The organism is Sinomonas sp. B1-1 (genome assembly GCF_050474465.1).
Classification (GTDB): domain Bacteria; phylum Actinomycetota; class Actinomycetes; order Actinomycetales; family Micrococcaceae; genus Sinomonas; species Sinomonas flava.
In genome coordinates, this window is sequence record NZ_JBCHVF010000009.1 from 69,608 (window position 1) to 94,220 (window position 24,613).

Here is a 24,613-nt window from a genome sequence, read left to right on the forward strand (position 1 = left end):
TGGCACGCCGCGGCTGGGGTCGTGCGGAGGGACTGTCCAACTATACGCCACGGAGGGTGCGGCGCTAGGAAGCCCCGGTCCCTCGGAGTGCCGCCGGGCGGGCAGCCTGCGCGAGCAGGGCGTCGATCCTCGCGGGGGCGTAGAGGGCCTGCATCACGAGGCGGGAGAGGCCTATCGGAATGGGGTGCGACGCGCGGGACGGCCCGATCTCGAGCCCCGTGAGGACGTCCTCGAAGACCCGCTCGGCGATCTCCTCGCGCACGGCCTGCACGAAGGTGCCGAGCAGGCCCACGACGCCGCCGAGCGCCACCCGCGCGGGGTTCACCGTCGCGACCACCGCGGCGAGCACGGACCCTGTCAGTCGCCCCGCCTGGGCGACGGCCGCGAGCACGGCCGGGTCGCCGGCGTCGTGCGCGCGGGCGAGGTCCGCGAGCGAGCGGCAGTGCTGGAGTCCCGGCTCGGCCAGCAGGGCCCGCCCCGACGCCGCCGCCGCGAGGCAGCCGGCGCGTCCGCACCGGCAGGTCCGCCCCTCCGCCTCGGGGATCCGGACGTGTCCGATGTCGCCCGCCGCGCCGTGGGCGCCCCGCACCAGGGCTCCGTCGACGACGATCCCGCACCCGATCCCGGTGCTGACCTTCACGGCCACGAGCCCCTCGTCGGCGGCACCGGCCTCTCCGACGGCCATGGCCCGGGCATCGTTCTCGATCACGACGGCGCATCCCAGTGCCTCCTCGAGCCGCGCGAGCGCGCCGGGCAGGTCCCAGTGCCCGAGGACCGAACGGCCGAGTCCTGCGGCGCCGGAGGCCTCGACCGGGGCGGGGAGGCCCAGGCCGGTTCCCACGGGCGTCCGGCCGGCGAGGAGCTCCCGGGCGGCGGAGGCGAACAGGTCCACCGCCGCATCAGCGGGCCCAGAGGCGTCCCACCGGAAGACGGTCGAGGCGAGGACTGCGTGAGCCGGCGTGAGGAGGTGTACGGCGGCGTGGGTCTGGCCTGCGTCGATCGCGACCAGCACCTTCTGCCGGTCGTCGAACCGGATCCTGCGTGCGCGGCGGCCGCCGGTGGAGCGCAGGGGCTCGGCCTCGTAGGCGAGTCCGGCGGCGAAGAGCGCGTCGAGGCGTTCGTACAGGGTGGAGCGGGCCATGCCGGTCAGCTCCAGGAGGGAGGCCCTGCTGATCCCCTCCGGTGAGCTGCGGATGAGCGCGAGCAGCTGGCCGGGACTGGCCGCGAGGCCGGGGGCCGCAGCCGGCCGTTCGACGGGCATGCCGGGGTGCACTTCCATCGTCCTCTGTTGACGTGATGCCGATCACACACTTACGATCGACAATCGTACAGAAGTTTCGCTTCGATGTCCTGCCGTTGCTGGGAGGCGCGGACACGGCGGGGGAGGCTTCGATGCGGAATGTGGTTGGTCTGCCACAGGAGGCACCCCATGAACCCCATCCCGACCACCAGCCGGCGCACGTTCATCGGGGGCGCCCTCGCGGCGGCGGTCGTCGCCCCGATCCTCTCGGCCTGCAGCGTGAACACGAGCGGAAGCGGCGGGTCCGGCTCGGTGAGCTTCCTCTCCACCCAGTTCGCCCCCGTCGAGGAGCGGCAGAAATACGAGGCCACCCTCAAGAAGGCGGTGGGGGACAAGGCCAACGTCGCGTACAACCCCGTCGACAACCCCACCTTCAACACGACGATCAAGTCGCAGCTGGACGCCAACAAGGTCGAGATCGGACTGATCGGCGGCCTCCACGGCGACCTCGTCCCCTTCGCGAAGCAGCTTGAGGACCTGAGCTCCCTGACGGACGAGCTCAAGTCGCGCGGCTACTCCCAGGACCTCCTCGAGCTGGCCAAGCTCGGCACCGACAAGCCCCGCTACATCCCCTGGATCCAGGCCACGTACATCCTGGCCGTCAACAAGAAGGCCCTCCAGTGGCTGCCCAGCGGAGCGGACGTCAACAAGCTCACCTACGACCAGTTCCTGGCGTGGGCCCAGGCGGCCAAGGCGGCGAACGGGGGGAAGCCCGTCTTCGGCATCCCGGCCGGCCCCAAGGGCCTGCACCACCGCTTCTACCAGGGCTTCCTCCTGCCCAGCTTCACGGGAGGCCAGATCACGACCTTCCGGAACGCGGACGCCGTGACAGCGTGGACCTACATGCGGAACCTGTGGGCGAACATGAACCCCGCCTCGACCAACTACGACTTCATGCAGGAGCCCCTCGGGAACGGCGAGGTGCTCGTGGCATGGGACCACGTGGCGCGCCTGATCAACGCGGTCTCCGCCAAGCCGGACGACTTCGTCCTGGCGCCCGCGCCGTCGGGCCCGAAGGGCCTGGGCTACCTCCTCGTGGTGGGCGGCCTCGCGGTCCCCCAGGGGTCGAAGGACCGGGACAAGGCCTTCGACGTCATCCGGGCCCTCTCCACCAAGGAGGCACAGATCGAGACGCTCAAGTCGAACGCCTTCTTCCCGGTCGTCAAGGCGGACATCGGGTCCGACCTGCCGCCCGGCATCGCGCTCGAGGCCAAGGCAGTGAGCGCCCAGCAGGACGCCTCCGGCGCGATCCTCGCGCTCCCGCCCGTGGGCCTCGGCGACAAGGAGCCCCAGGTCGGGCAGATCTTCAAGAACTGCTTCCAGGAGATCTGCCTCAACAATGCGGACGTCAAGGCGACGCTCGACAAGCAGGGCGCGGCCCTCGCCGACATCATGAACAGCCTCAAGGTCCCGTGCTGGGCGCCGGACCCCAAGGCTGACCAGTGCACGGTGGCGTGATGGCCACCGCCCAGTCGCCCGGCGCCACGTCGAGCGCCGCGGAGCCCGAGCCCGGGCCGCCCCGGCCCCCCGGCGGCCGCCGTCCGAGCATGAGGCGCCGCAGCACCTCGGCCGCGATGCTCCTCATCGCGCCGTCGATCGTCTTCATGACGCTGCTCTTCGGGTGGCCGATGGTGACGGGCATCCTCCAGGCGTTCGGCGGCCCGTCGGGGCTCACCACGGACAACTTCGCCCGCATGGCTGCAGACCCGTACTTCTGGCCGTCGGTGCGCAACACCGTCCTGCTCATCGTGGTCATGATCCCCGTGCAGTTCATCCTCGCGCTCGCGATGGCGCTGCTCATCCGGGCGAAGCCCAAGCTCTCGGGGCTGTACTTCTACATCTGGGCCATCCCGCTGGCGGTCAGCGACCTGGCCGCCGGCCTGGTGTGGCTCGTCGTCTTCACCGACCGCGGCTACCTCAACTCCCTCCTCACGAGCGTGGGGATCAACCCGGTCTCGTGGCTCGCCTACGACAACTACCCCTCGATGTTCATGACCGTCCTCATCGCGGAGGTGTGGCGCGCCACGAGCCTCGTGTTCGTGATCGTCGTGGCCGGCCTGCAGTCGATCCCGAAGGACTACGAGGAGGCGGCGGGGGTGTTCGGTGCCGGATTCTGGTCCAGGCTCTGGCACGTGACCCTGCCGCTGCTGCGGCCGAGCCTCCAGACCGCGCTCATCCTCCGCACCATCCTCGCGTTCCAGACCTTCGCCGTGGCGCTCGCGCTCACCGGGCAGAACTTCCCGCTCGTGGTCGGCGAGACCTACCGCTGGTACACCGGCCTGCAGGACACGAACGTCGCCTCCGCCCTGGCGCTCGTCGTCATGGCAGTGTCGATGGTCACCGCCGTCGGCTACCTCCGCCTCCTGCGCGACCAGACGGAGGGCGCGTCATGAGCACCGCCGCCTCCTCCCCCGCCGGGCACGACGACGTCGACCGCCGTCCGCTGGCCGCGCGCCGACGCCAGCGGGTCCTCCTCCAGGTCGCGTGCGTCCTCGTCTCGCTGTTCATGGCGACGCCCATCTACCTCATCGCCCTCGCGGCGACCTCGAGCCGGGAGTCGCTCCAGCGGTTCCCGCTGAGCTTCATCCCGGACAGCTTCTCGCTCGAGACCATGCAGACCTTCCTGCAGTCCACGGGCATCCTCGGGGCACTCATCAACTCGGTCCAGGTCGGCCTGTTCACCCTCGTCCTCTCGCTCGTCATCGGCGTCCCCGCGGGGTACGCCGTTGCCCGGTTCGCCTTCCCCGGACGCGACCCGTACCAGCTCTTCCTGCTGTTCACCCGCGCCCTGCCGATCGTGGTCCTGTCCGTACCGCTCGCCCAGCTGTTCCTGCAGACCGGCCTCTACGACAGCGCACTCGCCGTCGTGCTCCTCCACACCGCGCTGGCCCTGCCGACGACGATCCTCATCACCGCCTCCGTGTTCCTCGGCGTCCCGCGGGATGTGGAGGAGGCCGCGCGGATCTTCGGCTGCTCCCCGGTCCAGGCCTTCCTGAAGGTGGTCATGCCCATGGCGATCCCGGGCATCGCGGCCGCGTCGATCTTCACGTTCGTCATGAGCTGGAACGAGGTCCTCGGCGCGTCCATCCTCACGCTCAACCAGCGCACGCTGCCCGCGCAGGTCCTCACGTCCCTGTCCGAATCCCCGTTCGCGTACCGGTTCGCGGGCGGCTTCCTCCTTGTCCTCCCGGCGCTCATCTTCATCTTCTTCATGCGCCGCTACCTCACCAACATGTGGGGCTCCACGATCCGCTGAGTGAGAGGCGCTGCCATGGCCGACATCCAGATCCGAAACCTCCACAAGACCTACCCGGGGAGCAGCGAGCTCGCTACGAACGACGTTTCGCTGCACGTGGACCAGGGCGAGTTCATGGTGCTCCTGGGCCCGTCCGGCTGCGGGAAGACCACCCTCCTGCGGATGGTCGCGGGCCTTGACCTCCCCGACCAGGGGAGCATCCACATCGGCGGCCGGGACGTGACCTACCTGCCGCCGCAGAGCCGCAACCTGTCCATGGTGTTCCAGTCCTACGCGGTGTTCCCGCACCGGAAGGTGCGAACCAACATCGGGTTCGGCCTCACCATGAAGAAGCTGTCCAAGGCAGAGGTCGAACGCAAGGTCGCGTGGGCGGCCGACCTCCTCCAGCTCACCCCCTACCTCGACCGGTACCCTGCGCAGCTGTCGGGCGGACAGCGCCAGCGCGTGGCCGTGGCCCGGGCGATCGTCATGGACGCCGACGTGCTGCTCATGGACGAGCCGCTCTCCAACCTCGACGCCCTCCTGCGCCTGGACTTCCGGGCTGAGCTGAAGCGGATCGTCCAGCAGCTCGGCACCACGACCGTGTACGTGACCCACGACCAGGTCGAGGCCATGAGCCTGTCCGACCGCGTCGCCGTCATGCGCAAGGGCCAGATCGTCCAGCTCGGGAACCCGATCACCGTCTACGAGGAGCCCGCCGAGCGGTTCGTGGGCGGCTTCATCGGATCGCCGCCCATGAACTTCCTCGCTGCCGAGGTGAGGGAGGGCACGCTGCGGATCGGCAGCCAGGCCATCGCGGCGCCATCGTTCCTGGCCGAGGCAGCGCGGACCGACAGCGGGAGGGCCGAGGGCGGCAGGGCGGAGGGCGGCAGGGCGGCCATGCCGGTCACGGTCGGCATCAGGGCCGAGAACATCTCCGTGGCGGACCGCGGCTCCGACGGGACGCTCGACGCGCGGGTCGACGTCGTCGAACCCCTGGGCCACGCGACGCTCCTGACCGCGGACCTCGAGGGCCAGACCCTCAAGGTCCAGGTGCCCTCCACCGTCCGCCTCTCGACGGGCCAGACGATCGGCCTGCGGCCGGACCCCCAGGCCCTGCGCTTCTTCGACACCGAGACGCAGCTCGGACTCACGGCATGAGCCCCGCCAGCTGGCCCAACCCGGACGCTCCCCTGAAGGACCACGCGGAGCTGGGTGACAGTGCCCGCGCCGTCCTCGCGGCCAATGACACCGGGGCAATGGTGACCGCCGCCCCGAACCTCTATCCGCACATGTGGAGCTGGGACGCGGCGTTCGTCGCCGCTGGGCTCTCGACGATCAGCGTCCCCCGGGCGCTCGCGGAGCTCGCGCACCTGCTCGGTGCCCAGTGGGAGTCGGGGATGATCCCGCACATCGTCTTCTCCGAGGCCCCCGGCTACTTCCCCGGGGTGGACCGCTGGCGGACCGAGGGCGTCTCCCCGCCCGGCGTGAAGTCGAGCGGCATCTGCCAGCCGCCCGTGCACGCGACCCTCCTGCGCCGGATCGTGGAGCGGGCGACGGCGCGCGGCGGCGAGGACGCCCGGCTCGCCGACGACTTCGCCCGCCAGAGCGTGCCCCAGTGGATCCGCTGGCACGGATGGCTCCGCAGCGCCCGCGCGGGCGACGGGTCCGGCCTCGTCACCATCTACCACGGCTGGGAGTCCGGCATGGACAACTCGCCGCGGTTCGACGGCCCGTACTCCCGCGTCCAGCCGGGGGACCTCGAGCCGTTCGTCCGCACCGACACGCGGATCGTGGAGGACGCGAGCCAGCGGCCCAGCGACGAGGAGTACGCGCGCTACCTGTGGCTCGTGCAGCAGATGGCGGACGCCAGGTTCGACGACGCCCGCCTGCCCGACGCCGTGGACTTCCAGGTCAAGGACGTCTTCATGTCCGCTGCCCTTGCGGCGGCCAATGAGGACCTCGCCGTCCTCGCCGAGCGGCACGGGCACGCTGGCGAGGCGCCGCGGCTGAGGGAGTGGGCCGAGGAGTTCGGCGAGGGCGTCGATTCGACCGTAGATCCCGCCACGGGGCTTGCCAGAGACCGTGACGTCCTGACGGGGGAGTGGATCGACCCGCCCACGATCGCGGGCTTCGCGCCCCTCATCTCGAGCACCGACCCGGCGCTCCGGGCCCGCCAGTCGGCCCTCATCGACGGCCCCGACTGGACCGGCGACCCCCGCCTCGCCTTCCCCCTCCCGGCCTCGACCTCCACCCGCTCCGAGGGGCTGCGCCCGCGGCAGTACTGGCGGGGACCGGTGTGGCCGGTCATGAACTGGTACCTCGCCACGGCTCTGCGGCGCCACGGGGACGAGGGCCGGTACGCGGCCTGGCGGCAGGCCTCGCTCGCGCAGCTCATGGAGGGCCACTTCGGCGAGTACTACGAGCCGTTCACCGGCGAGCCCCTCGGCAGCTGGAACCAGTCCTGGACCGCAGCGGTCGCCCTCGAATGGCTGGACGACGCGGAGCCCGGGGGATGACGCCGCCGGACCTGCCGGTCCGGATCCTCGTGGCCGGGGCAGGCGCCCGCGGCGCCGCGTACGCGAGGCTCGCCACGGCGACCGGGCGCGCCGTCGTCGTCGGCCTCGCCGAGCCCGTCGAGGACAGGCGGGAGGGGCTCGGCGACGAGCTCGGCGTGCCGTCGGCGGCCAGGTTCCCCGACTGGCGGGAGATGCTGAGGCGCGATCGGTTCGCCGACGCCGTCGTCATCGCCACCCAGGACCGCGACCACTATGAGCCCTTCGTCCTCGCCGCCCGCCGCGGCTACGCCATCCTGCTCGAGAAGCCGATCGCGGTCACCCGCAGGGGATGCCGCGAGCTGGCGTCGGCGGCCCGCGCGCACGGCGTCACGGCGGCGGTCTGCCACGTGCTGCGCTACACGCCCGTCACCGCGGCAGTGAAGAGGGTCCTGGACGCGGGGGAGATCGGGCGCGTCGTCTCCGTGCAGCACCTCGAGCCGGTGGGCTACTGGCACTTCGCGCACTCGTACGTCCGAGGCAGCTGGCGGCGGGAGGACCTCTCCAGCCCCTTCCTGCTGGCCAAGTGCACGCACGACGTCGACTGGCTCACCTACGTGGTGGGCAGCAGGCCTGTGCGGGTGAGCTCCTTCGGCGCCCTGACCCACTTCCGGCCCGACGAGGCCCCCGACGGCGCAGGGGTGCGGTGCACTGACTGCGCGGTTGAGCCCTCGTGCCCCTACTCGGCCCTGCGGATCTACCGTGCCGGCCGGCCCGAGGCGGGGGTCCCCGACAGCCGGCGCGCCTACTACACCGACATCGTCGACCCCGGGGGGACGCCGGAGTCGCTCCGCCAGGCGCTCGAGAGCGGCCCCTACGGCCGCTGCGTCTACCGCTGCGACAACGACGCCGTGGACCACCAGGTGGTCGCCATCGAGTACGAGAACGCCGCGACGGCCACGCTCACCGTCACCGCCTTCACGGAGGCGACCGCGCGGCGGACGAGGATCTTCGGCACCCGCGGCGAGCTGGCGGTCGACGACGGCCGGGTCGCCGTCCGCGACTTCCTCACCGACACGACGCGCACCGTCCCAGTGTCCGGGGACGCGTCCGGGGGGCACGGCGGCGGCGACCGCGGCCTCATCGAGGCGTGGGTGGACTCGCTCGCCGAGGGGCGGGGCGGCGCGATCTCCTCGGACCTGGCGGAGTCGCTCCTGAGCCACGAGGTGGTCTTCGCGGCCGAGGAGGCGCGTCACACGAGGAGCGTCATCGAGGTGTGAGGATTTCCGCCTTGCGGAAGCCACGTCCCGTTCGCCTATGATGGTCGGTATCTCATTCCCCGAGGCCAGCGACCCGCGGACATCCCCGCACACCCCGCAGGCCCCCGGAAGCGCCGAACCCGGCAGGAACCCCGGATCCCCCTCATGGCTGTGCCATGGAACGCGCCCTGCCCGACGAAGCGCACAGTGCACGTTCCAGCGCACGGCCAGCCACGCCGTCGTGCGCCCTGCGGCCCGGCGGCACCGACCCAGGAGACAGTGCCGTGTCCATTCCCACCATTCAGGCCCAGAACAGCCAGCAGAACCAGGACAGCCAGCCCGAGGCGAAGCAGCAGCCCATCACGGACGAGGAGATCTTCGCCGCGCACGAGGGCGGGAAGCTCTCGATCGGGGTGGACCGCCCGCTCGCCACGAAGCGGGACCTCTCGATCGCGTACACGCCCGGCGTGGCGCAGGTGTCCCGCGCGATCGCCGCGGACCCGTCCGTGGCCCGGACGCACACGTGGGCCTCGCGGCTGGTCGCAGTCGTCTCCGACGGCACGGCGGTGCTGGGCCTGGGGAACATCGGCGCGGCGGCGTCGCTGCCGGTGATGGAGGGCAAGAGCGCCCTGTTCAAGACCTTCGGCGGGCTGGACTCGATCCCGATCGTGCTGGACACGACCGACGTGGACGAGATCGTCGAGACGATCGTGCGGATCGCCCCCAGCTTCGGCGCGGTGAACCTCGAGGACGTGGCGGCTCCGCGCTGCTTCGAGCTCGAGGCGCGCCTCATCGAGGCCCTGGACATGCCGGTGATGCACGACGACCAGCACGGCACCGCCGTCGTGGCCCTCGCGGCCCTGACCAACGCCGCGGCCGTGGTGGGCAAGGAGCTCCCGGCCCTGCGCGTCGTGATCGCCGGGGCAGGCGCGGCCGGGATCGCGATCGCCGAGATCCTCCTGGCCTCGGGCGTCGCCGACGTGGTCCTGCTGGACTCCAAGGGCGCCATCCACGCCGGCCGGCCCGACCTGGCCGAGCCCAGGAACGCGATGAAGGCCGAGTACGCGGGCCGCACGAACCCGCGCGGTGTCGCCGGCGGTACCGCGGAGGCCCTCGCCGGGGCGGACGTGTTCATCGGCGTCTCCTCTTCCACCGTGCCCGAGGAGGACCTCGCGGGCATGGCGGAGGGTGCGATCGTGTTCGCGCTGTCCAATCCGGACCCGGAGGTGGCCCCCGAGGTCGCGCGCCGCCACGCCGCCGTCGTGGCCACCGGACGCAGCGACTTCCCGAACCAGATCAACAACGTCCTGGCGTTCCCGGGGATCTTCCGCGGGGCCCTGGACGCGGGGGCGCGCCGGATCACCCCGGCGATGAAGCTCGCGGCCGCCCGCGCCATTGCCGAGCTGGCCCAGGACAAGCTCTCCGCCGACTACATCGTCCCCAGTCCCCTCGACCCGCGCGTCGCCCCCGCCGTCACGGCGGCCGTCATGCGCGCCGCGACCAGCCCCGGAGAGTAGCCCCCACCTCCATCGACTGCTCCGGAAGTGTCGTTCTGACGCGTCAGAAGGACACTTCCGGAGCAGTCGATTCCGGGGTCGTCGATCCGGGGTCTCCGATCCGGGTCTGCGAGGATGGCCGGGTGGACACGAGCATTCTGACGGCCGTCTTGGTCGGCCTCGCCCTTGCGGTCTCGGTCGCCGGGGTCATCATCCCCATCCTGCCGGGCAGCATCCTCGGCCTCGTCGCCCTGCTCGCGTGGGCCATCTTCGGGGGCGCCGGGTGGGGCGGCTGGCTCGTCTTCGCGATCGGCGGTGTGCTCTTCGCCTGCGGCATGGCCGCCTCCGCCGTCCTCGCCGGCCGACGCCTGCGCGAGCGGCAGATCCCCAACCGGTCGGTCGTCGCTGGTGCGGTGCTCGCCGTCGTCGGCATGTTCGTCATCCCGGTCGTGGGCCTCTTCGTCGGCTTCGCCCTGGGACTCCTGCTGAGCGAGTGGGCCCGCACCCGGCACTTCCGGGGCGCCGCGTCGTCGTCGTGGGCGGCGCTCAAGGCGACCGGCCTCGGGATCCTCGTGGAGTTCGGCTTCGCCTGCGCCGCCGCGACCGTCTGGGTCATCGGCATGTGGGTCCACTTCGCGACCCGCTGACACGCCGTTCCGGGTACGCCAAAGGCGCGCCCACCCCGTTCCGGGTACGCCAAAGGCGCGCCCCACGCCATTCCGGGTACGCACGACGGCGCGTGCGCCCCACGCGCGGCCGGCGCCCCTGATGCGAGACGCCCTCTGGCGGAGGAGACGCCCCGAAGGCGCCCTCCCCGCACCAGGACGTCCCCTGCCGCGCCGCGCGGCGTCTCAGGTGCACCAAGGCGTCCCTGGGGGGCACACGCGTACCCGAAAGCCCCGGGCGGGCAGAGCCGTACCCGCACCACGGCCGGCGGCCCTCGCTAGCATGGTGGGCATGGCTTCCGGCAAGCTGGACCGCCAGCCCTCGTTCCACGACCTGCGCGACCTCACCCCGTTCCGGGGCGTGCAGGTCTACGCGCCCGTGCGCGGATTCGGCCGCAGGATCGCCCGCCGCGTCACCGGGCGGGTGCGCGCCCCCAAGCTCCGCACGTTCGCGTCGAAGGTCGAGAAGCAGGTCCATGCGGCGATCTTCCTCGGCAGCGACCCCGAGCGGCTCGTGCTGCTCGCACGGGCGCATCCCGGCTGGTCCGGCCTCTGCTACGTCGCGGCCGGCCTCCATGCCTACCGCGCGCACCAGCACGCCCAGGCCGCGGAGCTGCTCTCGCGCGGCCTCGCCGGAGCGAGCGAGCCGCCGGCCGCAGCCTTCGCCGCCACGTACCTCGGGGGCCTGCGCCACTGGATCGAGCTCTCCGAGGGCGTCGAGGTGGAGGTCGCCTTCAGCGAGGAGGCCGTATGCCTCGCGCTCGCGCACAGCCTGAGGGAGATCGGCAGGCCCGAGGAGGCGCTCGCCGTCATGGATCCGCTGCCGCCGTCCCTTCCCGCCGCGCTCGCCACCTGCCGCCTCTACGAGGTGCTCGGCCGGCCCCTGGACGTCGTCTCCCGGACCGAGGGCCTCACGAACGCGAACGACGTCGCCGCCGCCCTCCTCGTGATCCGTGCCCGTGCGCTGCGCGAACTCGGGCAGCGCCCCGCCGCCCAGGCCGCCGTGCGGGAGGCGATGCGGCGCCGTCGCACGTCGTTCGCTGTGAAGAACGCTGCGGCGACCGAGCGCGCGCTGCTCATGCTCGGTGTCGGGCGGAGGAGCCGGAGCGGGGCGGCGGAGTCGGCGCCGTCGGCGGCCTTCGAGGAGCTGCGGGCCGCGACGAAGGCGCGCCGCGCCCGCGAGGCCGAGGCCCGGGAGCTGTGGCTGCGGGAGTTCGAGCGGCTCGACGGCGGCCCGCTCCTCTAGCCCTGTCGTGGCAGGCGGCGCCGACGTACGGTGGGCTCACGCCAGGCCGCACGATGAGGAGGACGCCGTGGAAGTCGTGGTCATCGAGACGCCGCCGCTCGGGGACAGGAGCTACCTCGTCCACGACGGCGCACACGGCCTGCTCGTGGACCCCCAGCGGGACATCGACCGGCTCGAGCGGGCGGCCGCCGAGGCAGGCGTGGAGGTGACCCACGTCCTCGAGACCCACCTCCACAACGACTACCTCACCGGCGGCTACGCCTACGCCCGCAAGCACAGGGCGCAGTACCTCGTGAGCGCGCTGGACGACGTCTCCTTCGAGCGCACCCCCGTCGCGGACGGGCAGCGGTTCAGCGTCGGCGCGCTGACCGTCACCGCGGTTGCCACACCAGGCCACACGCACCACCACCTCTCCTACGTGGTGGAGCACGAGGGCCGGCAGGCTGTGTTCTCCGGCGGGAGCGTCCTGTACGGGTCGGTGGGGCGCACGGACCTCCTCGGCGCCCGGGACACCGTGGGCCTGTCCCACGACCAGTACGCCTCCGCCCGGCGGCTCGCGGGGGAGGCCCGCCCGGACGCGGCCCTGTACCCGACGCATGGCTTCGGCTCCTTCTGCTCCTCGGGCCCCGCGTCGGACGCGACCGAGTCGACGCTCGGCGAGCAGCTGGAGTCCAACCACGTCTACACGGACCCGGACGAGGGGCACTTCGTCGCCGAGCTCATCGCGAACCTCACCGCCTACCCGAGCTTCTACGCCCACATGGCCCCGCTCAACGCCGAGGGCCCCGGCGAGCCCGACCTCTCCGTCCCCGAGCCCCTCGACCCCCACGAGCTGCAGCACCGGCTCGAGGCGGGGGAGTGGGTCGTGGACCTCCGCTCCCGGGTCGCCTTCGCCTCGGACCACCTCCGCGGCACCGCGAGCTTCGAATACGGCACGAACTTCACGAACTACCTCGGCTGGCTCTTCCCCTATGGCCGCACCCTGACCCTCGTCGGCGCGCGCGACGACGTCGAGCGCGCCGTCCGCGACCTCGCCCGCATCGGGATCGAGCGTCCCGACGCCGCCCTCGGCGAGGACCCGGCCCAGCTTGCGCCCGGTGCCCCGACCTCCTCCTACCCGCGGCTCGGCTGGGCGCACGTGGCGGCTCAGCTCCCGCCCGAGGACACGGTCCTGGACGTGCGCCGCCGCGAGGAGCACGACGCCGGCCACCTCCCCGGGGCGGTCAACGTCCCGCTGCACGAGCTGCTCGCGAGGCTCGACGACGTCCCGGCCGGCCGGGTGTGGGTGTACTGCTCGTCGGGCTACCGGGCGAGCGTCGCGGCGAGCCTGCTCGACCGGGCAGGCCGGGACGTGGTGCTCATCGACGACCGCCTCTCGCGGGCGGCCCACGCTGGGCTGTCGCTCGTCACGTCCTGATCCGCCCCTCCCCTTCCTTCCCGTTCCCGCCCTTCCCGTCCCCTCCCTTCCCGTCTCGGGTACAGATCGGGACGCCAGAACGCCCTTTCGGGTACGCGCCCCCGTACCCGAGATGCCCAATGGGGCGCGCGATCTGTACCCGAGACGCCCATGGGGCGCGCCATCTGTACCCGAGATGGGGGTGGTGGTGGTGGGGCGCTCAGGTGAGCAGCGCCGTCGTGCGGTAGGGGATGACGGTGCGCAGGATCATCCGCGTCGAGGTGCGGCGAATGCCCGGGCAGAGGCGGATCTCCTCCGAGACGCGGTACAGGTCGTCGGGGCTGGTGGCGACGACCCGGATCAGGAGGTCGGTGTCCCCGGCGGGGGCGAGGCACTCGAGGACCTCGGGGATCCCCCGGAGCGCGGCGACGGCGTCGTCGATCCTGCTCTGGTCGAGCTCTGCGCTGACCTCCGCCATGACGCCCCGGCCGAGGCCCTCCGGCCGGACCCGCGTCGAGTGCTCACGCAGGACCCCGGAAGCCGTCATGCGCTCGATGCGCGACTGGACGGTCCCCCGGGCCAGGCTGAGCCGCTGGGCGAGGACCATGATGGGCGCCCGCGGGTCCTCGTCCAGGGCGAGCAGGATCCGGCGGTCGGTGGAGTCAAGCTGCTGCGAAGTGACCACTCCTCGCGGAAAATCGGGCGGGCTATTGATCAGATTGACCACTCTACTCCACGCCTGTTGTCACTGACGGGCCTCCAGTGGTCGGATGGTGGCAATCAGCCGGGCCGGCCCACCGGTCGGCCCGGCGCGGAGACGGCCCGCGGCGCACCACCCAGCGCCCGGGACCCGAGAGGGCACGCCAGCCCTGCCGCACGCCAGCACAGGATGCACTTGAGATGCACTGAAGGGCCCAGAGGCGTCTGCCTCGGGGCCCTTCAGTGCTGCAGCTGCGCTCCGGGTCAGCTGAGGGTGCTGGAGGTCTGCTCCTGGGCGGCGGCGTTGGTCTTCATCGTCCGGGACGCCTCGCGCAGCTGCTCGATGAGCTTCGCGAGCGACTTCATGCCGCTGGCCTGCCACTCGTTCTTGAACTGGTCGGCGTCGCGGCCGGCCCAGTTGGCGGGGATGTTGTTGTTGATGAGGGCGTTGAGGTTGTTCTTGATGCTCTCGACCTCGGCGGCCTTGGAGTCGAACTGCTTCGCGACGCCGCGCAGCTCGGCTACGTTGGCACCCTGCTGAATCGCCATGATCTCTTCCCTTCGTCCGTTCCCCGAGCTTCCCCCGTGGACTCTGGGCTCCACGCTACCGGGCTGGGCCAAGGGCTGCGATGGGGAGAACTCCACACGCGCCCGAGGGCCCCGGACCGCCGTCGCGCGGCGCATCGGGGCCCTCGGTGGTCGGGCGGGCGGGTGCTGGGGCTCCGGTCAGCTGGCCCGGCCGACTGCCAGGACGGGCTGGGTCCCCGTATGGATGGGACGGCTCGCTGCTGGCCTGACGAGGGTCACGGTGGCCTCGACGGCGGTGGTGGAGGCTGCGGGTGCGGCAGCCGGGACCGCGACGTCCTCGTCCTCGGCCTGGGTGGCGCCGGTGGCGTCCCGCTTAGGATCGCGGGCGGACGAGGCCGCCTCGCTGGAGGCGACGGCTGCCGCGCGCTGGGAGGCGAGGATCGCGTCCGCCTTGGCGATCACAGCGGTGCGGATGTGGTCCGCGTCCGCTGCGTCCGCCGTCGTGCGCTCGGCTGCGGTCTGGCCGGCCGTGCGGCGGAGGGGGCGCAGGAGCAGGCCGATGATGGAGGCAATCCCTTGCCCGGCACCCGCGATCAGGAGGGTGATGCCGAAGGCTGCGGCGAGGAAGGCGAACAGGACACCGCCCAGAATGAGTGTCCCGATGTAGACCAGGTTGGCAACCAGCAAGGCGTCGTCCACAGAAGCTCCTCCCCACGGGGTCGGTTGGCTGGCCCTCGCGCCGGCCACGACCATCCATTCTTTCCAGAGAAGCGGCTGCTCCCACAAGCCGGAAGCGGCTTAGTTGCTGAAAAGCAATGCACCTGTTATCCGCTGTGACATTCTTCCCACATCCGTCTCGGGAACATCTCGGCTCGCGCTCAGGTTGCCCAACCATGTGACCGCTCTTTCGATCCTGGACCTTGCCCCCGTCGTGGAGGGCGCAACCGTCGCCGACGCCCTCGCCTCCGCGACCCGCCTCGCCGAGCTCGCCGAGGAGGCGGGCTACCGGCGGCTCTGGTACGCGGAGCACCACAACACCGACGCCCTCGCCTCGAGTGCCACCGCGCTGCTCATCGCGAACGCGGCCGCGAACACCTCGACGCTGCGGGTCGGCTCCGGCGGCATCATGCTGCCGAACCACGCCCCGCTGGCCGTCGCCGAGGCCTTCGGCACCCTCGCGCACCTCTACGGGGACCGCATCGACCTGGGCCTCGGCCGCGCCCCGGGCACCGACCCGCGCACGGCGGCCCTCCTGCGCCGCGGCTCGCACGACGACGGCGAGGCCGCCTTCGCCGCGAACATCCGCCTCCTCGCGTGGTACTTCGGGGAACAGGTCGACGATGCCGAGTCGGTGCAACTCTCGCACGGCGTCCACGCCGGGGTGGCGCGCGGCACCAACGTTCCCCTCTGGATCCTCGGGAGCTCGACGGCGGGCGCGGCGATCGCGGGCCAGCTCGGCCTGCCCTACGCGGCCGCGAGCCACTTCGCCCCGTTCCAGCTCTCCGAGGCCATCTGGACCTACCGGCAGATGTTCAACCCCTCGGCCCCGACCGCCCAGATCGCAGAGCCCTACGTCATGGCCGGGGCCAATCTCATGGTCGCCCCAACGCGGGAGGAGGCGGAGTTCCTCTTCACCACACACCAGCAGATGTTCGTTGCGATCCGCCGTGGCACGCGCGGGCCGCTGCGGCCGCCGGTGCGCGAGATGGACTGGGCGCCCCACGAGGAGCAGATGGCGACCTCGGCGCTGCGCGTCTCCGCCGTCGGGACGCCGGCGGAGGCCGCCGAGTTCCTGCGGACCTTCGCGGGCTCCTACGGCATCGACGAGATCATCCTTACCGGCTACGCGCACGACCCCGCGATGCGCGAGCGCTCCTTCCGCCTCATGGCCGAGGAGTGGGCCCGGGACGCGTCTGCATCCTCCGCGCTCCGGGGCTGAGCGTCCCCGTGAGTCCGCGGGGGGTGAGTCGGTGAGTCCTCGCAATTGTCGGCTGGGCGCGGGTGCGCGCGCCCTGAACCGGCGTCAGCCCGACAATTGCGAGGCCAGCGTCGAGGGCCGGCGGACGGCCGCGAGCGCCGCGCGGAGGATCTCCTCGCCGGCGCGGACACCGGGAGTCTCCGTGACCCGGAGCCCCGGCCGCGCGTAGCCCGCGGCGTCGAGCTCGCCATGGCACGGGCGGAGGGCGACGTCCGCCATCTCGAGCAGCCCCCGGTCAAGGAGCGAGTCCCCGGCGGCGACGAGCGTCGTCGCCCCCAGGCGTTCCATGACCTCCTCGATGGCGGCCTCCTTCGTCACGGGAGCCGGAACGCAGTACAGCTTGCGGCCCTGCAGGGACACCACCCAGCCGCGCTCGGCGCACCACGCGGTGAGCTGGCCGACGTATCCGTCTGGCAGCTCGGCCCGCTCGACGATGGCGTACGCGAACAGGTCCTCCGCGGTCCGGATCCGCTGCACCCCCGGCGCGGGTTTCTCGGACAGGTGCGCGAGGACCTCCGCGAGCGGGGCAGACCCGCGGTCGACGGCGCCGCGCACCTGGGCGGCCCAGTCGCCGTCGGGCTCGCCGTGGGCCAGGAGGACTCCACCGTTGGTCGTCACGGCGTACCGCGTGGCCGGGAGCTGGACGCGACGGAACTGGGCACGCGTGCGCGTCGTGACCGGGACGAGGAAGGCGTGGTCGAGGAGCTCGAGGAGGAGGTCCTCGGCGTCGCGCGTCATGTAGCTCAGCGGGAGGCGCTCGTGCAGCTCGCTGACCACGAGCCGGGGAGCCTCGTGGTCGGGGCCGTCGAGGTAGAGGGCCTTCGCCGAGTAGATGAGGGTGCGGTCCAGGTCGCACGCGACCACGGGCAGCCCGGTGAGGTGTGCCGGCAGGGCGTCCCGCGGTGCGTCGGGCGCTGTGTCCGGCGGGGTGTCCGGGACGAGCGAGAGCGTTCCTGTCTCAGACATCGAGCACCGTCTTCCCATCGGCCCCGGTCGCGCCCGGGGTGAGCTGTGGATGAATGAGCCCCACGCAGCTGTAGGGCAGTCCCTCGACCGGTTCGACCGGGACGCCCCGCTGCTCGGCGAGCAGCAGCACGTGGGCGAGTTCGCCGCGCAGGAGGCGCCCGGCGTCGTCCGTCTCGAGAAGCTCGGGGCGGGCCAGGACCTTCCACGGCACGCGGCGCAGGAGGACGCGGGTGGTCTCCCCGACGCCGGGCTTGACGAGGTTCACCGCGCTGCGGACCGGGCCGAGGCCGTGCTCCGCGGCGATCTTCTCCACGGCGGCCCAGCCCGCCCAACTGGGGTCCGCCAGCGGCGGCTGGGCTGCCGGGCGGATGGCCGGGAAGCAGGCCGCGACCGCGTCCACGAACTCGTTCGAGACGTCGCGCCCGGCGAGCTCGCGGTAGAACTTGGCGCCGTGGAAGTCATGCGGCCCGATGAGCTCCCGGTTGAACACGGTGCGGGACGCGAGACCCGAGACGGTCGAGTTGAGGCATGCGGACGGGATGAGGAAGTCGTCCCGGGTGCCGAACACCCGGACGCAGTGCCCGGGGTCCGCGAGGACGGCGAGCTCGGGGGAGAGGCGCCCACCGGATGGCTGGAGGCCTGCGCCGCCGGACCCGTCCGCGGCGAACGCCGCCACCGCGGCGGCCAGCTCACGGGTGATCGCGCCCTTGCCCGTCCACCCGTCCACGAACATGAGCTGCTCGGGGCGGTGGCGGGTGAGGAGCCAGCGCAGGGCGTTCCTGTCGATCCCGAGCCCGCGCACGATGCTCATCGTGTAGTGCGGCACGTCGAGCCCGTGGGCGTGCCGCGCCCAGCGGCGCATGAGCACGCCGACGGGAGTCCCGGCCCGGGCGAGCGAGACGAGGACCGGCTCGTTGCCGCGCAGCGCCAGGACCTGCTCGGTGACGTCCGCGACCGCGCGGGCAATCCGGTGCTTGGACTCCTCGAGGGCCTGGTGGAAGAGGGCCTGGTACTCGGGGCTCGGCTCGTACTCCTGGGGGAGGGACTCGGCATAGCTTGCCCGGCCGGACTGGATCGCCGCCTCCCGCTCGTGGGTCGGCGCCTCGAGGCGCGCGTGGGAGAGGTCCTTCAGCAGCCAGCCGACATCCTCGGCGGGGTAGGAGCCGAACCCCGGGCCGCGGAGCGGTTCGGGGTACGGCGGCACGGCGGCGAGATGGAGCACGACGACGGTGCCCGCCGCGCGCTTCAGGGCGGCGGTCACGCTGCCGTCGCCGCACTCGAGGTCCTCGGGGGCGGTGCCGGGCTCGGGGACGTAGACGATCGCGTCGAAGCGCTTGCCGCCTGCGGTGAGGTTGTACGCGAAGCGCGGGCCGCTGCCCGGCCCCCCGTCCACTGCGTGGTCATGGGATGTGAACTGCAGGGCTGAGCGGATCGCGTAGCCCGGCTCGTCGTGGACGTGCACGGGTGAGCGTGTGGTGGAGGAGAAGCTGGTGTCCGGGAACGCGGCCGTCAGCGCGTCCGCGATCGCGAGCGGCAGGGCGAGGTGCTCCTCCGATCCGAGGACGAGGACCCGGGCCGTCCGCACGACTCCGGCCGCGGCCAGCGCCTCCGCGGCTTCCCGGGCCGCGGGGACGGCGAGCTCGGAGAGGCGTGTCCCGTGGGGGCCTGAGGTGTCGATGCCGAACCGCGCGCTCCGCACCGCGCCGAGGTCACCTGGTGTGGGCGCGAGGTCACCCGGTGTGCCGCCGAGGTCACCGCGCGTGGGGGCGAGGTCACCTGGTGTGCCGCCGAGGTCACCGCGCGTGGGGGCGAGGTCACCTGGTGTGCCGCCGAGGTCACCCCGTGTGCCGCCGAGGTCACCCCGTGTGCCGCCGAGGTCACCCCGTGTGGCCGCGAGGTCACCCGGTGCCGGGATTGCCAGCCACTCCGAGGCGCGGTCGAGCACATCATCGGGGAGCTCGACCGATCCCGAGCCGAGTGCCACGACATCCAGCCGGCATCCCAGCTCGTCGGCCATCGCCTGGAAACGGGACCTGTCCTCGCGCGAACGCAGGTCCACGAGTGCGGCGACCACATACCGCCGCCCGCCCTTCCCGCCGCCGGGCGCGTCGCCGTCGTGCGTGTCGGTTGCCGCGGCCGGCCGCCACGCGGCGTGGAGCTCGCGGATGGTGTTGAGGACGGTCCGGCCGGTCGAGAGCTCGTCGTCGACGAGCACCACGGTGGCCGCGCACGCGAGCCGGTCGGGATCTGTGGGGACAACCGTGTGGCTCGTCGCGTGCGAATGCTCCTCCTCGAATCCGCCGAACGGCCGCACGGCAGTGGCGATCCGGGTCGAGTGCACGTAGTACGAGCCGAGGAACTCTGCGACGAGGTGGCCCAGCCCGGTCGCGGTCTCCGCGTACCCGAGCGTGGCGATGGAGCGACCGGCCGCGGGCGGGTTGTCGGGCAGTGCGACGATCTCCGCGCACGACGGCGGCGTCCCCTCCAGCCAGCGGCGCAGCGCCTCGGCCGGGGCCTTGGGATCCGGCGAGAACAGCCCGAGCCTGTGAGCTACTGCGGCCCCTAGGAGCCGGCCTGCGCCGATCGCGAGGCCCGGAGGCGTGGGGGCGTGCTTCGCGAGGACCCGCGAGACGAGCAGCTGGGCGCGCTTGGGATTGCGGCGTACCGCCAGTCCCACGAGGGCGTCGATGGGCAGGAGGCTCCCGGGCGCCGTCGTGAGCCGGATGCCGAGCCGCTCGCTCACGACGGCCCCGTGCCAGCGCTGTTCACGCCGGGAAGGGGTGACCTCGGCGCCAGAGGGGGTGACTTCGGCGAGGTGGGTCACTTGATGCTCACTTCCAGGAAGTCGACGAAGGTGACCTTGGGACGCGCCACCCCGTACGCCTCCGCGCGGCGCAGAGTGCGCAGGGCCCAAGCACGGTGGGGCTTCGACTCGTTCATGCGCGTGCCGGACCGGGATGCGGTGGCGCCCCCGCCCTCGGACCCGAAGATGTCCAGCGCGTCCACATACTCCTCGTGGCTCACCACGTGCAGCGCGTGCACCACCGGGACGTGCGTGGGGTGGATGACTGTCTTCCCGATGAGCCCATTGGCCTGGTCGAGCTCGATCTCGCGGATGAGCCCGTCCAGGTTCGCGCCGAGCAGGTGCTGCCGCAGCATGGCGGAGTTCGCCACCTCGAACGGAGTGGCGCGCAGGAGCGGCCGCAGGATGCGCTCAGTGTTGCTGTAGTGCTCCCAGACGGTGCCGGAGATGACCCACCCGTCGTCGGCGCGGCCCAGGATGCTCACGACGTCCGCGATCACCTCGGCCACGACGCCCACGTGGTAGATGGTCAGGTCGCGCGTGCGGCGCAGGCCGTACTCCGAGGCGATGTCGGTCCCGCCGAGCCGCACCGACAGGACCTGGCCGCGGTGGGCTCTGAGGAGGTCCCGGACGGCGAGGAGCGCCTCGTGCCGGGTCTCGCGGTGGGTCGTGAGCGGGTGCTCGATGATCGGCATCGCGCGCAGCGGCACGCGCAGGGACAGCTCGGCGTTGAGCCGCTCGAGCGCGCGGAGGTACCGCTCGCCGCGACCGGTCGAGTTCTCGAACTTCGGGAGCACGAAACCGGTCAGCAGCTCCGATGCGTCACCTAGCCGGCGGCCCACCGACAGGAGCTGTTCCGGCGAGCGGGGCCTGATGAACAGGAGCGGGAGGCGTTCCGGGCGCCCACCGTCGTCCGTCCACACGCCCGCGGCCGCGTTGCCCGCCTGGGCCGGGGCCGCGCCGTCGACCCCGGTGGTGCGCCGCCTGGCGAGCTCGCGTAGGGCAGCCACCACGTTGTCCTCGGCACTCTCCACGGCGGAATCGGCCACGGAGTCCTCGAGACACAGGACGGTGCTCGTGCAGCCCGCGCGTGCGCGCTTGAGGATCCCCTCGCCGAGGCCCGCGCGCGTCCCGGGCGTGTAGAGGGTCGCGCCCAGCCCGGTGGCCAGGGTTGTCGGGTCGGAATCCGCTCCGAGCTCCTGCGGTGGCCGGTGGAAGAGTCGATCGCGTGTGCTGTCGTTGAGGAAGGAGTAGTGCAGCATGGTTCCCCCAAAGTGTCGGCTGCAGTGTGCGGTTGGCTCCGGGGCGGCGTGCGCCGCGGCCGGGGTCTAGCGGCGTGGGCCTCCCAGTCCCACCGTCATCGTGAACGCGAACTCGCGCCAGATCTGCCCGTCGTCCCACTCCTCGGGCACAGACTCGGCGCGCACCTCGAGCACCGACCCGATCCGGGCGACCGTCAGCACGGTGCGCTGCCCGGCTGCGAGGGTTCCCTGCACGGCGACGCCGGAGCCGTCGAACGTCTGGACGGTCATCGGGGGTCCCGCGGCGATGAACAGGGCACGGCGGAGCAGCCGGACGTGGCGCAGCACGATGAGGGCATCCCGTCCGTGGTAGCCCACGAGCGGGCGGTTTCCGGCGGTGGGAACCGGGGTGCCGATCTCCTCGTGGTGCACACTCTGCGCGCCGGTCGTGCGGTCCTCGCCCTCCCACGCGACACCGCGCGTGGCCGTCACGATGAGCGAGCCGATCCCAGACTGGCGTGGGTTGAGACGCACGACGGCGTCGCTCGCCGTGAGCTGCCGCAGCTCGCCGAACGCCGGGGCCGGGTAGAGGCGGGACTCGGGGGAGGGCGGCACGGCCGGCCCCGCCGCCGCCGGACCAGACTCCGTCGGCTGGCGGGGGGACACGTGATGCGAGAGGTCAAGAGGGTTGCGGTTCGGGGCCGCCGCGGACGATGGGCTGGGCGGCACCGGCGCGGAGAGGTCGAGTGGGTTTCGGTTCGGGTTGGCCGCGCGCGTCGGGCTGGCCGCTGCCGGGTTGGGCGCCGGCGGGTTGGACACCGGTGTCGCCGGCTCCTTCACGCGGCGGGTCAGGAACGGCACGTCCGAGCCCCGCAGGCCCCGCGTCACAGGTCCAGCCCGAAGTCCTGGGCCACGCCCACGAGGCCGTTCTCGTACCCCTGCCCGAGGGCGCGGAACTTCCAGTCGTCCCGATGGCGGTACAGCTCGCCGAACATCATGGCCTTGATCCGGTCTCCGTGCATCTCGGGAATGTCGAAGCGCAGCAGCTCCGACCCGTCCGGGCGGGCAACCCGGATGTAGGCACTGCGCACAGCGGCGAACGTCCCGGGGCCCCGGAGCTCGGGGTCGACATAGGCGAGGAAGGAGATCTTGGCGACGTCCGCGGGCACGCGTGCGAACTCGACGTCGACCTGCTCGGCGTCCCTCGCCTCGCCGCCGGCGAAGCGGACGCCGCCGGCCGCCGTCGTGAGCTGGTTGAAGAACACGAGGTGCTCGGGGGAGAGGGCGCGGCCGTCGGCGCCGCAGACGATCGCCATCGAGGTGAGCTCCGACTGGGGCCCATTGCTGGGCACGGCGCTCCAGCCCATCGCGATGATGACCCCGGGCAGGCCGGGGTTCTCTGCCGTGAGCGGGGCGTTGCTGCCTGCGACCATCGAGGCCATCAGTGGCTGTCTCCTTCGTGGGGCTGCGGGCCGGGGCCCGGGGTGAGGCGGATCCCGCCGACGTCGAACTTGTCCTGGAGGAAGCGGCCGTGCACGCTCAGCTCCGCGATGGCGCCGGTCCGGACCTGGTTGTCGAGGTCGAGGGCCGTCGAGTGGAGGATGTCGAGCTGCTCGAGCAGCTTCTCCGCCTCGGGGCTGTCCTCCGCATGGGTCGAGGCCGGCAGGGCCCGGTACACGCGCAGGGAGGTGGGGAGGTAGTCGGTGACCATGGCGTTGAGCAGCACCCGCTGCTCGGTCGAGGCGCCGTGCTCCGCGATGTACCCGATGAGGGCGGCGAGGAGGTCGTCCGTCTGCCGGAGCCGCGACGACGCGAGGACTGGCAGGACGGCGCCCGCGCGTCGGACCGCGCTGCGCAGCTCCGTGAGGGCCAGCCTCGTCTGCTCGAGCTCCTGCTCCTGGGTCAGCGGCAGATGCTCGTCGAGCACGCGCCGGGGCTCGCGTTCGGCACCCCCGAACAGCGAACCGAAGAACTTCGCCACCATGGGATCAGCGTAGCGTCTGGCGCCGACAGCCTTGCAGCCCGCTCCCAGCCTCCGACCGGGGGCTGCGCGTAGGGCGCGGCACTGTGTTGCGGCGCGGTCGGGACGTACGCTCGTGTCATGCCGAAGAGCCGCACCCGCAAGCCGAAGAACACCCGCCCCAAGCAGGCGGTCGCGCCGAACGTGGTCCAGCGGCGGGCCCGGAGCGTCGCACTGCTCGTGGACTCCGTCACGCCCGAGTACATTGCCTGGGCCACCGGGGGCGAGCCCGACATGGCAGCCTTCGCGGCCCAGCAGCTCAGCGTGGTCAAGGGATTCCTGACCATCATCCACGCCAATCTCACGACGCCGACTTCGTTCCGCATCGATCCCCGGAGCATGGAGAGCTACCTCGAGCCGTACATCGAGGATGCCGCGACCCTGGCCGAGGCCGAGGGCGCCGATGAGGACGAGGCCATCGAGGACCAGCGCTATGTGGTGGGGACCCTCGTTGACTGGCTGAGCTTCCTCGAGGAGACAGGCCGGTGGGTGGGCACCGCGGAGGAGCTCGAGGACGTCGCCGAACAGCTCGACGCCCAGGCCGAGCGGCTCGGCGGGATTGTCGACGCCAGCCCGCTGGCCGGCCTTCCCGAGGCCACCGATGAGGAGTCCAGGGCCTTCGCGACCGATTCGCCGTTCGTGCGCCACGCGCGCCAGCTCCTCGAGTGGCTCGGCGAGGGCCGCGAGGTCGACGCCGATGGCTCGCTTCCCGCAGCTGCACTCACGGAAGTGGCCGGCCCGATCGGGTCGGAGGAGCGCGCCCTCCGCGTGTGGCAGGCCATGCTCGCCGCGGAGCTCGTGGAGCTCGACGACGGGTCGGGCCGCCCCGGCGAGGGCGCCGCGGACCTCGGAGGCGACGACGCGATGGGACACCTCGAGGCGCAGTTCCTCGCCACGGAGATTGTCGCCGCAGCCTGCTCCGACGGGGCGCCCGGGACCCTCGAAGGGGAGACCGGGGCCGTGCTCGCGACGATCCTCAACGCGGGCCTCCACCAGGAGCCGTTCCCGCTCGAGGACGTCGCCTCGCTCGGCACGGAGTCCGGGGAGGACCTCGACGTGGAGGAGGAGCTGGGTCCGGACGCTGCCGAACGGCTCAAGGGCCTCGGTGAAGCCCTTCTCTCCGAGATCCGCGAACTCGAAGCGCTCGGGCTCCTCGACACCTCGGACGGCATGGTCGCGGTTCCGGTCGCAGCCCTCGACGCCGTCTACGACGCCCTCATGACCGAAGAGGAGCTCGGACTCGTCGACGAGGACTTCGAGGCGCGGGAGCTCGACGAGACCTGACC

At 72.3% G+C, this 24,613-nt stretch carries 22 protein-coding genes; 12 read left to right on the top strand and 10 right to left on the bottom strand.

Annotation, left to right across the window (positions count from 1 at the left end):
- Positions 1-64: 64 nt before the first annotated feature.
- Positions 65-1,279 (bottom strand): ROK family protein, encoded by a 1,215-nt coding sequence (locus ACQ5BE_RS13320; RefSeq protein ID WP_430297454.1) that lies wholly within the window; start codon positions 1,277-1,279, stop codon positions 65-67.
- Between the two features lie 150 nt (positions 1,280-1,429).
- On the opposite strand from ACQ5BE_RS13320, the gene ACQ5BE_RS13325 reads away from it, so the two are divergent.
- The 10 genes from ACQ5BE_RS13325 to ACQ5BE_RS13370 all read left to right on the top strand — a co-directional run bounded on the left by ACQ5BE_RS13325 (position 1,430) and on the right by ACQ5BE_RS13370 (position 13,113).
- The gene (locus tag ACQ5BE_RS13325; protein ID WP_413248930.1) at positions 1,430-2,758 is read left to right on the top strand and encodes an ABC transporter substrate-binding protein; all 1,329 of its coding nucleotides are present in this window, start codon (positions 1,430-1,432) and stop codon (positions 2,756-2,758) included.
- Positions 2,758-3,693 carry a carbohydrate ABC transporter permease gene (locus ACQ5BE_RS13330; RefSeq protein ID WP_430297455.1) on the top strand — a complete coding sequence of 312 codons (936 nt, stop codon included), beginning with the start codon at positions 2,758-2,760 and terminating at the stop codon, positions 3,691-3,693. Before ACQ5BE_RS13325 ends, ACQ5BE_RS13330 begins: the two co-directional genes overlap by 1 nt.
- A complete protein-coding gene (locus tag ACQ5BE_RS13335) occupies positions 3,690-4,556 on the top strand; it encodes a carbohydrate ABC transporter permease (RefSeq protein WP_430297456.1) in 867 nt (288 codons plus the stop codon). Before ACQ5BE_RS13330 ends, ACQ5BE_RS13335 begins: the two co-directional genes overlap by 4 nt.
- 15 nt (positions 4,557-4,571) lie before the next feature.
- On the top strand, positions 4,572-5,696 hold the full coding sequence (locus tag ACQ5BE_RS13340) for an ABC transporter ATP-binding protein (protein ID WP_430297457.1): 1,125 nt from the start codon (positions 4,572-4,574) through the stop codon (positions 5,694-5,696).
- The gene (gene ggh / locus ACQ5BE_RS13345; RefSeq protein WP_430297458.1) at positions 5,693-7,054 is read left to right on the top strand and encodes a glucosylglycerate hydrolase; all 1,362 of its coding nucleotides are present in this window, start codon (positions 5,693-5,695) and stop codon (positions 7,052-7,054) included. The genes ACQ5BE_RS13340 and ggh overlap by 4 nt, the downstream gene beginning before the upstream one ends.
- Positions 7,051-8,310, top strand: a complete 1,260-nt coding sequence (locus tag ACQ5BE_RS13350) for a Gfo/Idh/MocA family protein (RefSeq protein WP_430297459.1) — start codon at positions 7,051-7,053, stop codon at positions 8,308-8,310. The genes ggh and ACQ5BE_RS13350 overlap by 4 nt, the downstream gene beginning before the upstream one ends.
- A gap of 278 nt (positions 8,311-8,588) precedes the next feature.
- Positions 8,589-9,806: an NAD(P)-dependent malic enzyme gene (locus ACQ5BE_RS13355; RefSeq protein ID WP_430297528.1), complete on the top strand. Its 1,218-nt coding sequence runs from the start codon at positions 8,589-8,591 to the stop codon at positions 9,804-9,806.
- Between the two features lie 122 nt (positions 9,807-9,928).
- Positions 9,929-10,432: a DUF456 domain-containing protein gene (locus ACQ5BE_RS13360; RefSeq protein WP_344300491.1), complete on the top strand. Its 504-nt coding sequence runs from the start codon at positions 9,929-9,931 to the stop codon at positions 10,430-10,432.
- 310 nt (positions 10,433-10,742) lie between these two features.
- Entirely contained in the window at positions 10,743-11,696 is a 954-nt protein-coding gene (locus ACQ5BE_RS13365) for a hypothetical protein (protein ID WP_430297460.1), read from the top strand.
- Positions 11,697-11,763: 67 nt separating this feature from the next.
- Complete coding sequence (locus ACQ5BE_RS13370) at positions 11,764-13,113, top strand: MBL fold metallo-hydrolase (RefSeq protein ID WP_430297461.1); 1,350 nt, start codon at positions 11,764-11,766, stop codon at positions 13,111-13,113.
- Positions 13,114-13,312: 199 nt separating this feature from the next.
- On the opposite strand, the gene ACQ5BE_RS13375 is transcribed toward ACQ5BE_RS13370, so the two are convergent.
- The 3 genes from ACQ5BE_RS13375 to ACQ5BE_RS13385 all read right to left on the bottom strand — a co-directional run bounded on the left by ACQ5BE_RS13375 (position 13,313) and on the right by ACQ5BE_RS13385 (position 15,018).
- Positions 13,313-13,777 carry an Lrp/AsnC family transcriptional regulator gene (locus ACQ5BE_RS13375; protein WP_430297462.1) on the bottom strand — a complete coding sequence of 155 codons (465 nt, stop codon included), beginning with the start codon at positions 13,775-13,777 and terminating at the stop codon, positions 13,313-13,315.
- Positions 13,778-14,055: 278 nt separating this feature from the next.
- The gene (locus ACQ5BE_RS13380) at positions 14,056-14,340 is read right to left on the bottom strand and encodes a WXG100 family type VII secretion target (RefSeq protein WP_208710601.1); all 285 of its coding nucleotides are present in this window, start codon (positions 14,338-14,340) and stop codon (positions 14,056-14,058) included.
- Positions 14,341-14,517: 177 nt separating this feature from the next.
- On the bottom strand, positions 14,518-15,018 hold the full coding sequence (locus tag ACQ5BE_RS13385) for a hypothetical protein (protein ID WP_430297463.1): 501 nt from the start codon (positions 15,016-15,018) through the stop codon (positions 14,518-14,520).
- Between the two features lie 196 nt (positions 15,019-15,214).
- Between ACQ5BE_RS13385 and ACQ5BE_RS13390 the strand changes: the two genes are divergently transcribed.
- Entirely contained in the window at positions 15,215-16,258 is a 1,044-nt protein-coding gene (locus tag ACQ5BE_RS13390) for an LLM class flavin-dependent oxidoreductase (RefSeq protein WP_430297464.1), read from the top strand.
- Positions 16,259-16,342: 84 nt separating this feature from the next.
- Here ACQ5BE_RS13390 and ACQ5BE_RS13395 read toward each other — a convergent pair whose 3' ends face one another.
- The 6 genes from ACQ5BE_RS13395 to ACQ5BE_RS13420 all read right to left on the bottom strand — a co-directional run bounded on the left by ACQ5BE_RS13395 (position 16,343) and on the right by ACQ5BE_RS13420 (position 23,291).
- Positions 16,343-17,263 carry an HAD family hydrolase gene (locus tag ACQ5BE_RS13395; RefSeq protein WP_430297465.1) on the bottom strand — a complete coding sequence of 307 codons (921 nt, stop codon included), beginning with the start codon at positions 17,261-17,263 and terminating at the stop codon, positions 16,343-16,345.
- On the bottom strand, positions 17,256-20,087 hold the full coding sequence (locus ACQ5BE_RS13400) for a phosphoribosyltransferase domain-containing protein (protein ID WP_430297466.1): 2,832 nt from the start codon (positions 20,085-20,087) through the stop codon (positions 17,256-17,258). Before ACQ5BE_RS13400 ends, ACQ5BE_RS13395 begins: the two co-directional genes overlap by 8 nt.
- On the bottom strand, positions 20,084-21,328 hold the full coding sequence (locus ACQ5BE_RS13405; RefSeq protein ID WP_430297467.1) for an HpcH/HpaI aldolase/citrate lyase family protein: 1,245 nt from the start codon (positions 21,326-21,328) through the stop codon (positions 20,084-20,086). Before ACQ5BE_RS13405 ends, ACQ5BE_RS13400 begins: the two co-directional genes overlap by 4 nt.
- A gap of 66 nt (positions 21,329-21,394) precedes the next feature.
- Positions 21,395-22,168: a hypothetical protein gene (locus tag ACQ5BE_RS13410; protein ID WP_430297468.1), complete on the bottom strand. Its 774-nt coding sequence runs from the start codon at positions 22,166-22,168 to the stop codon at positions 21,395-21,397.
- Between the two features lie 23 nt (positions 22,169-22,191).
- The gene (locus ACQ5BE_RS13415; protein WP_430297469.1) at positions 22,192-22,749 is read right to left on the bottom strand and encodes a TerD family protein; all 558 of its coding nucleotides are present in this window, start codon (positions 22,747-22,749) and stop codon (positions 22,192-22,194) included.
- Positions 22,749-23,291, bottom strand: a complete 543-nt coding sequence (locus tag ACQ5BE_RS13420) for a hypothetical protein (RefSeq protein ID WP_430297470.1) — start codon at positions 23,289-23,291, stop codon at positions 22,749-22,751. Before ACQ5BE_RS13420 ends, ACQ5BE_RS13415 begins: the two co-directional genes overlap by 1 nt.
- Before the next feature lie 117 nt (positions 23,292-23,408).
- Here ACQ5BE_RS13420 and ACQ5BE_RS13425 point away from each other — a divergent pair, with 117 nt between their 5' ends.
- Positions 23,409-24,611, top strand: coding sequence for a hypothetical protein (locus tag ACQ5BE_RS13425; protein WP_430297471.1), 1,203 nt, complete (start codon positions 23,409-23,411; stop codon positions 24,609-24,611).
- The last annotated feature ends 2 nt before the right edge of the window (positions 24,612-24,613 follow it).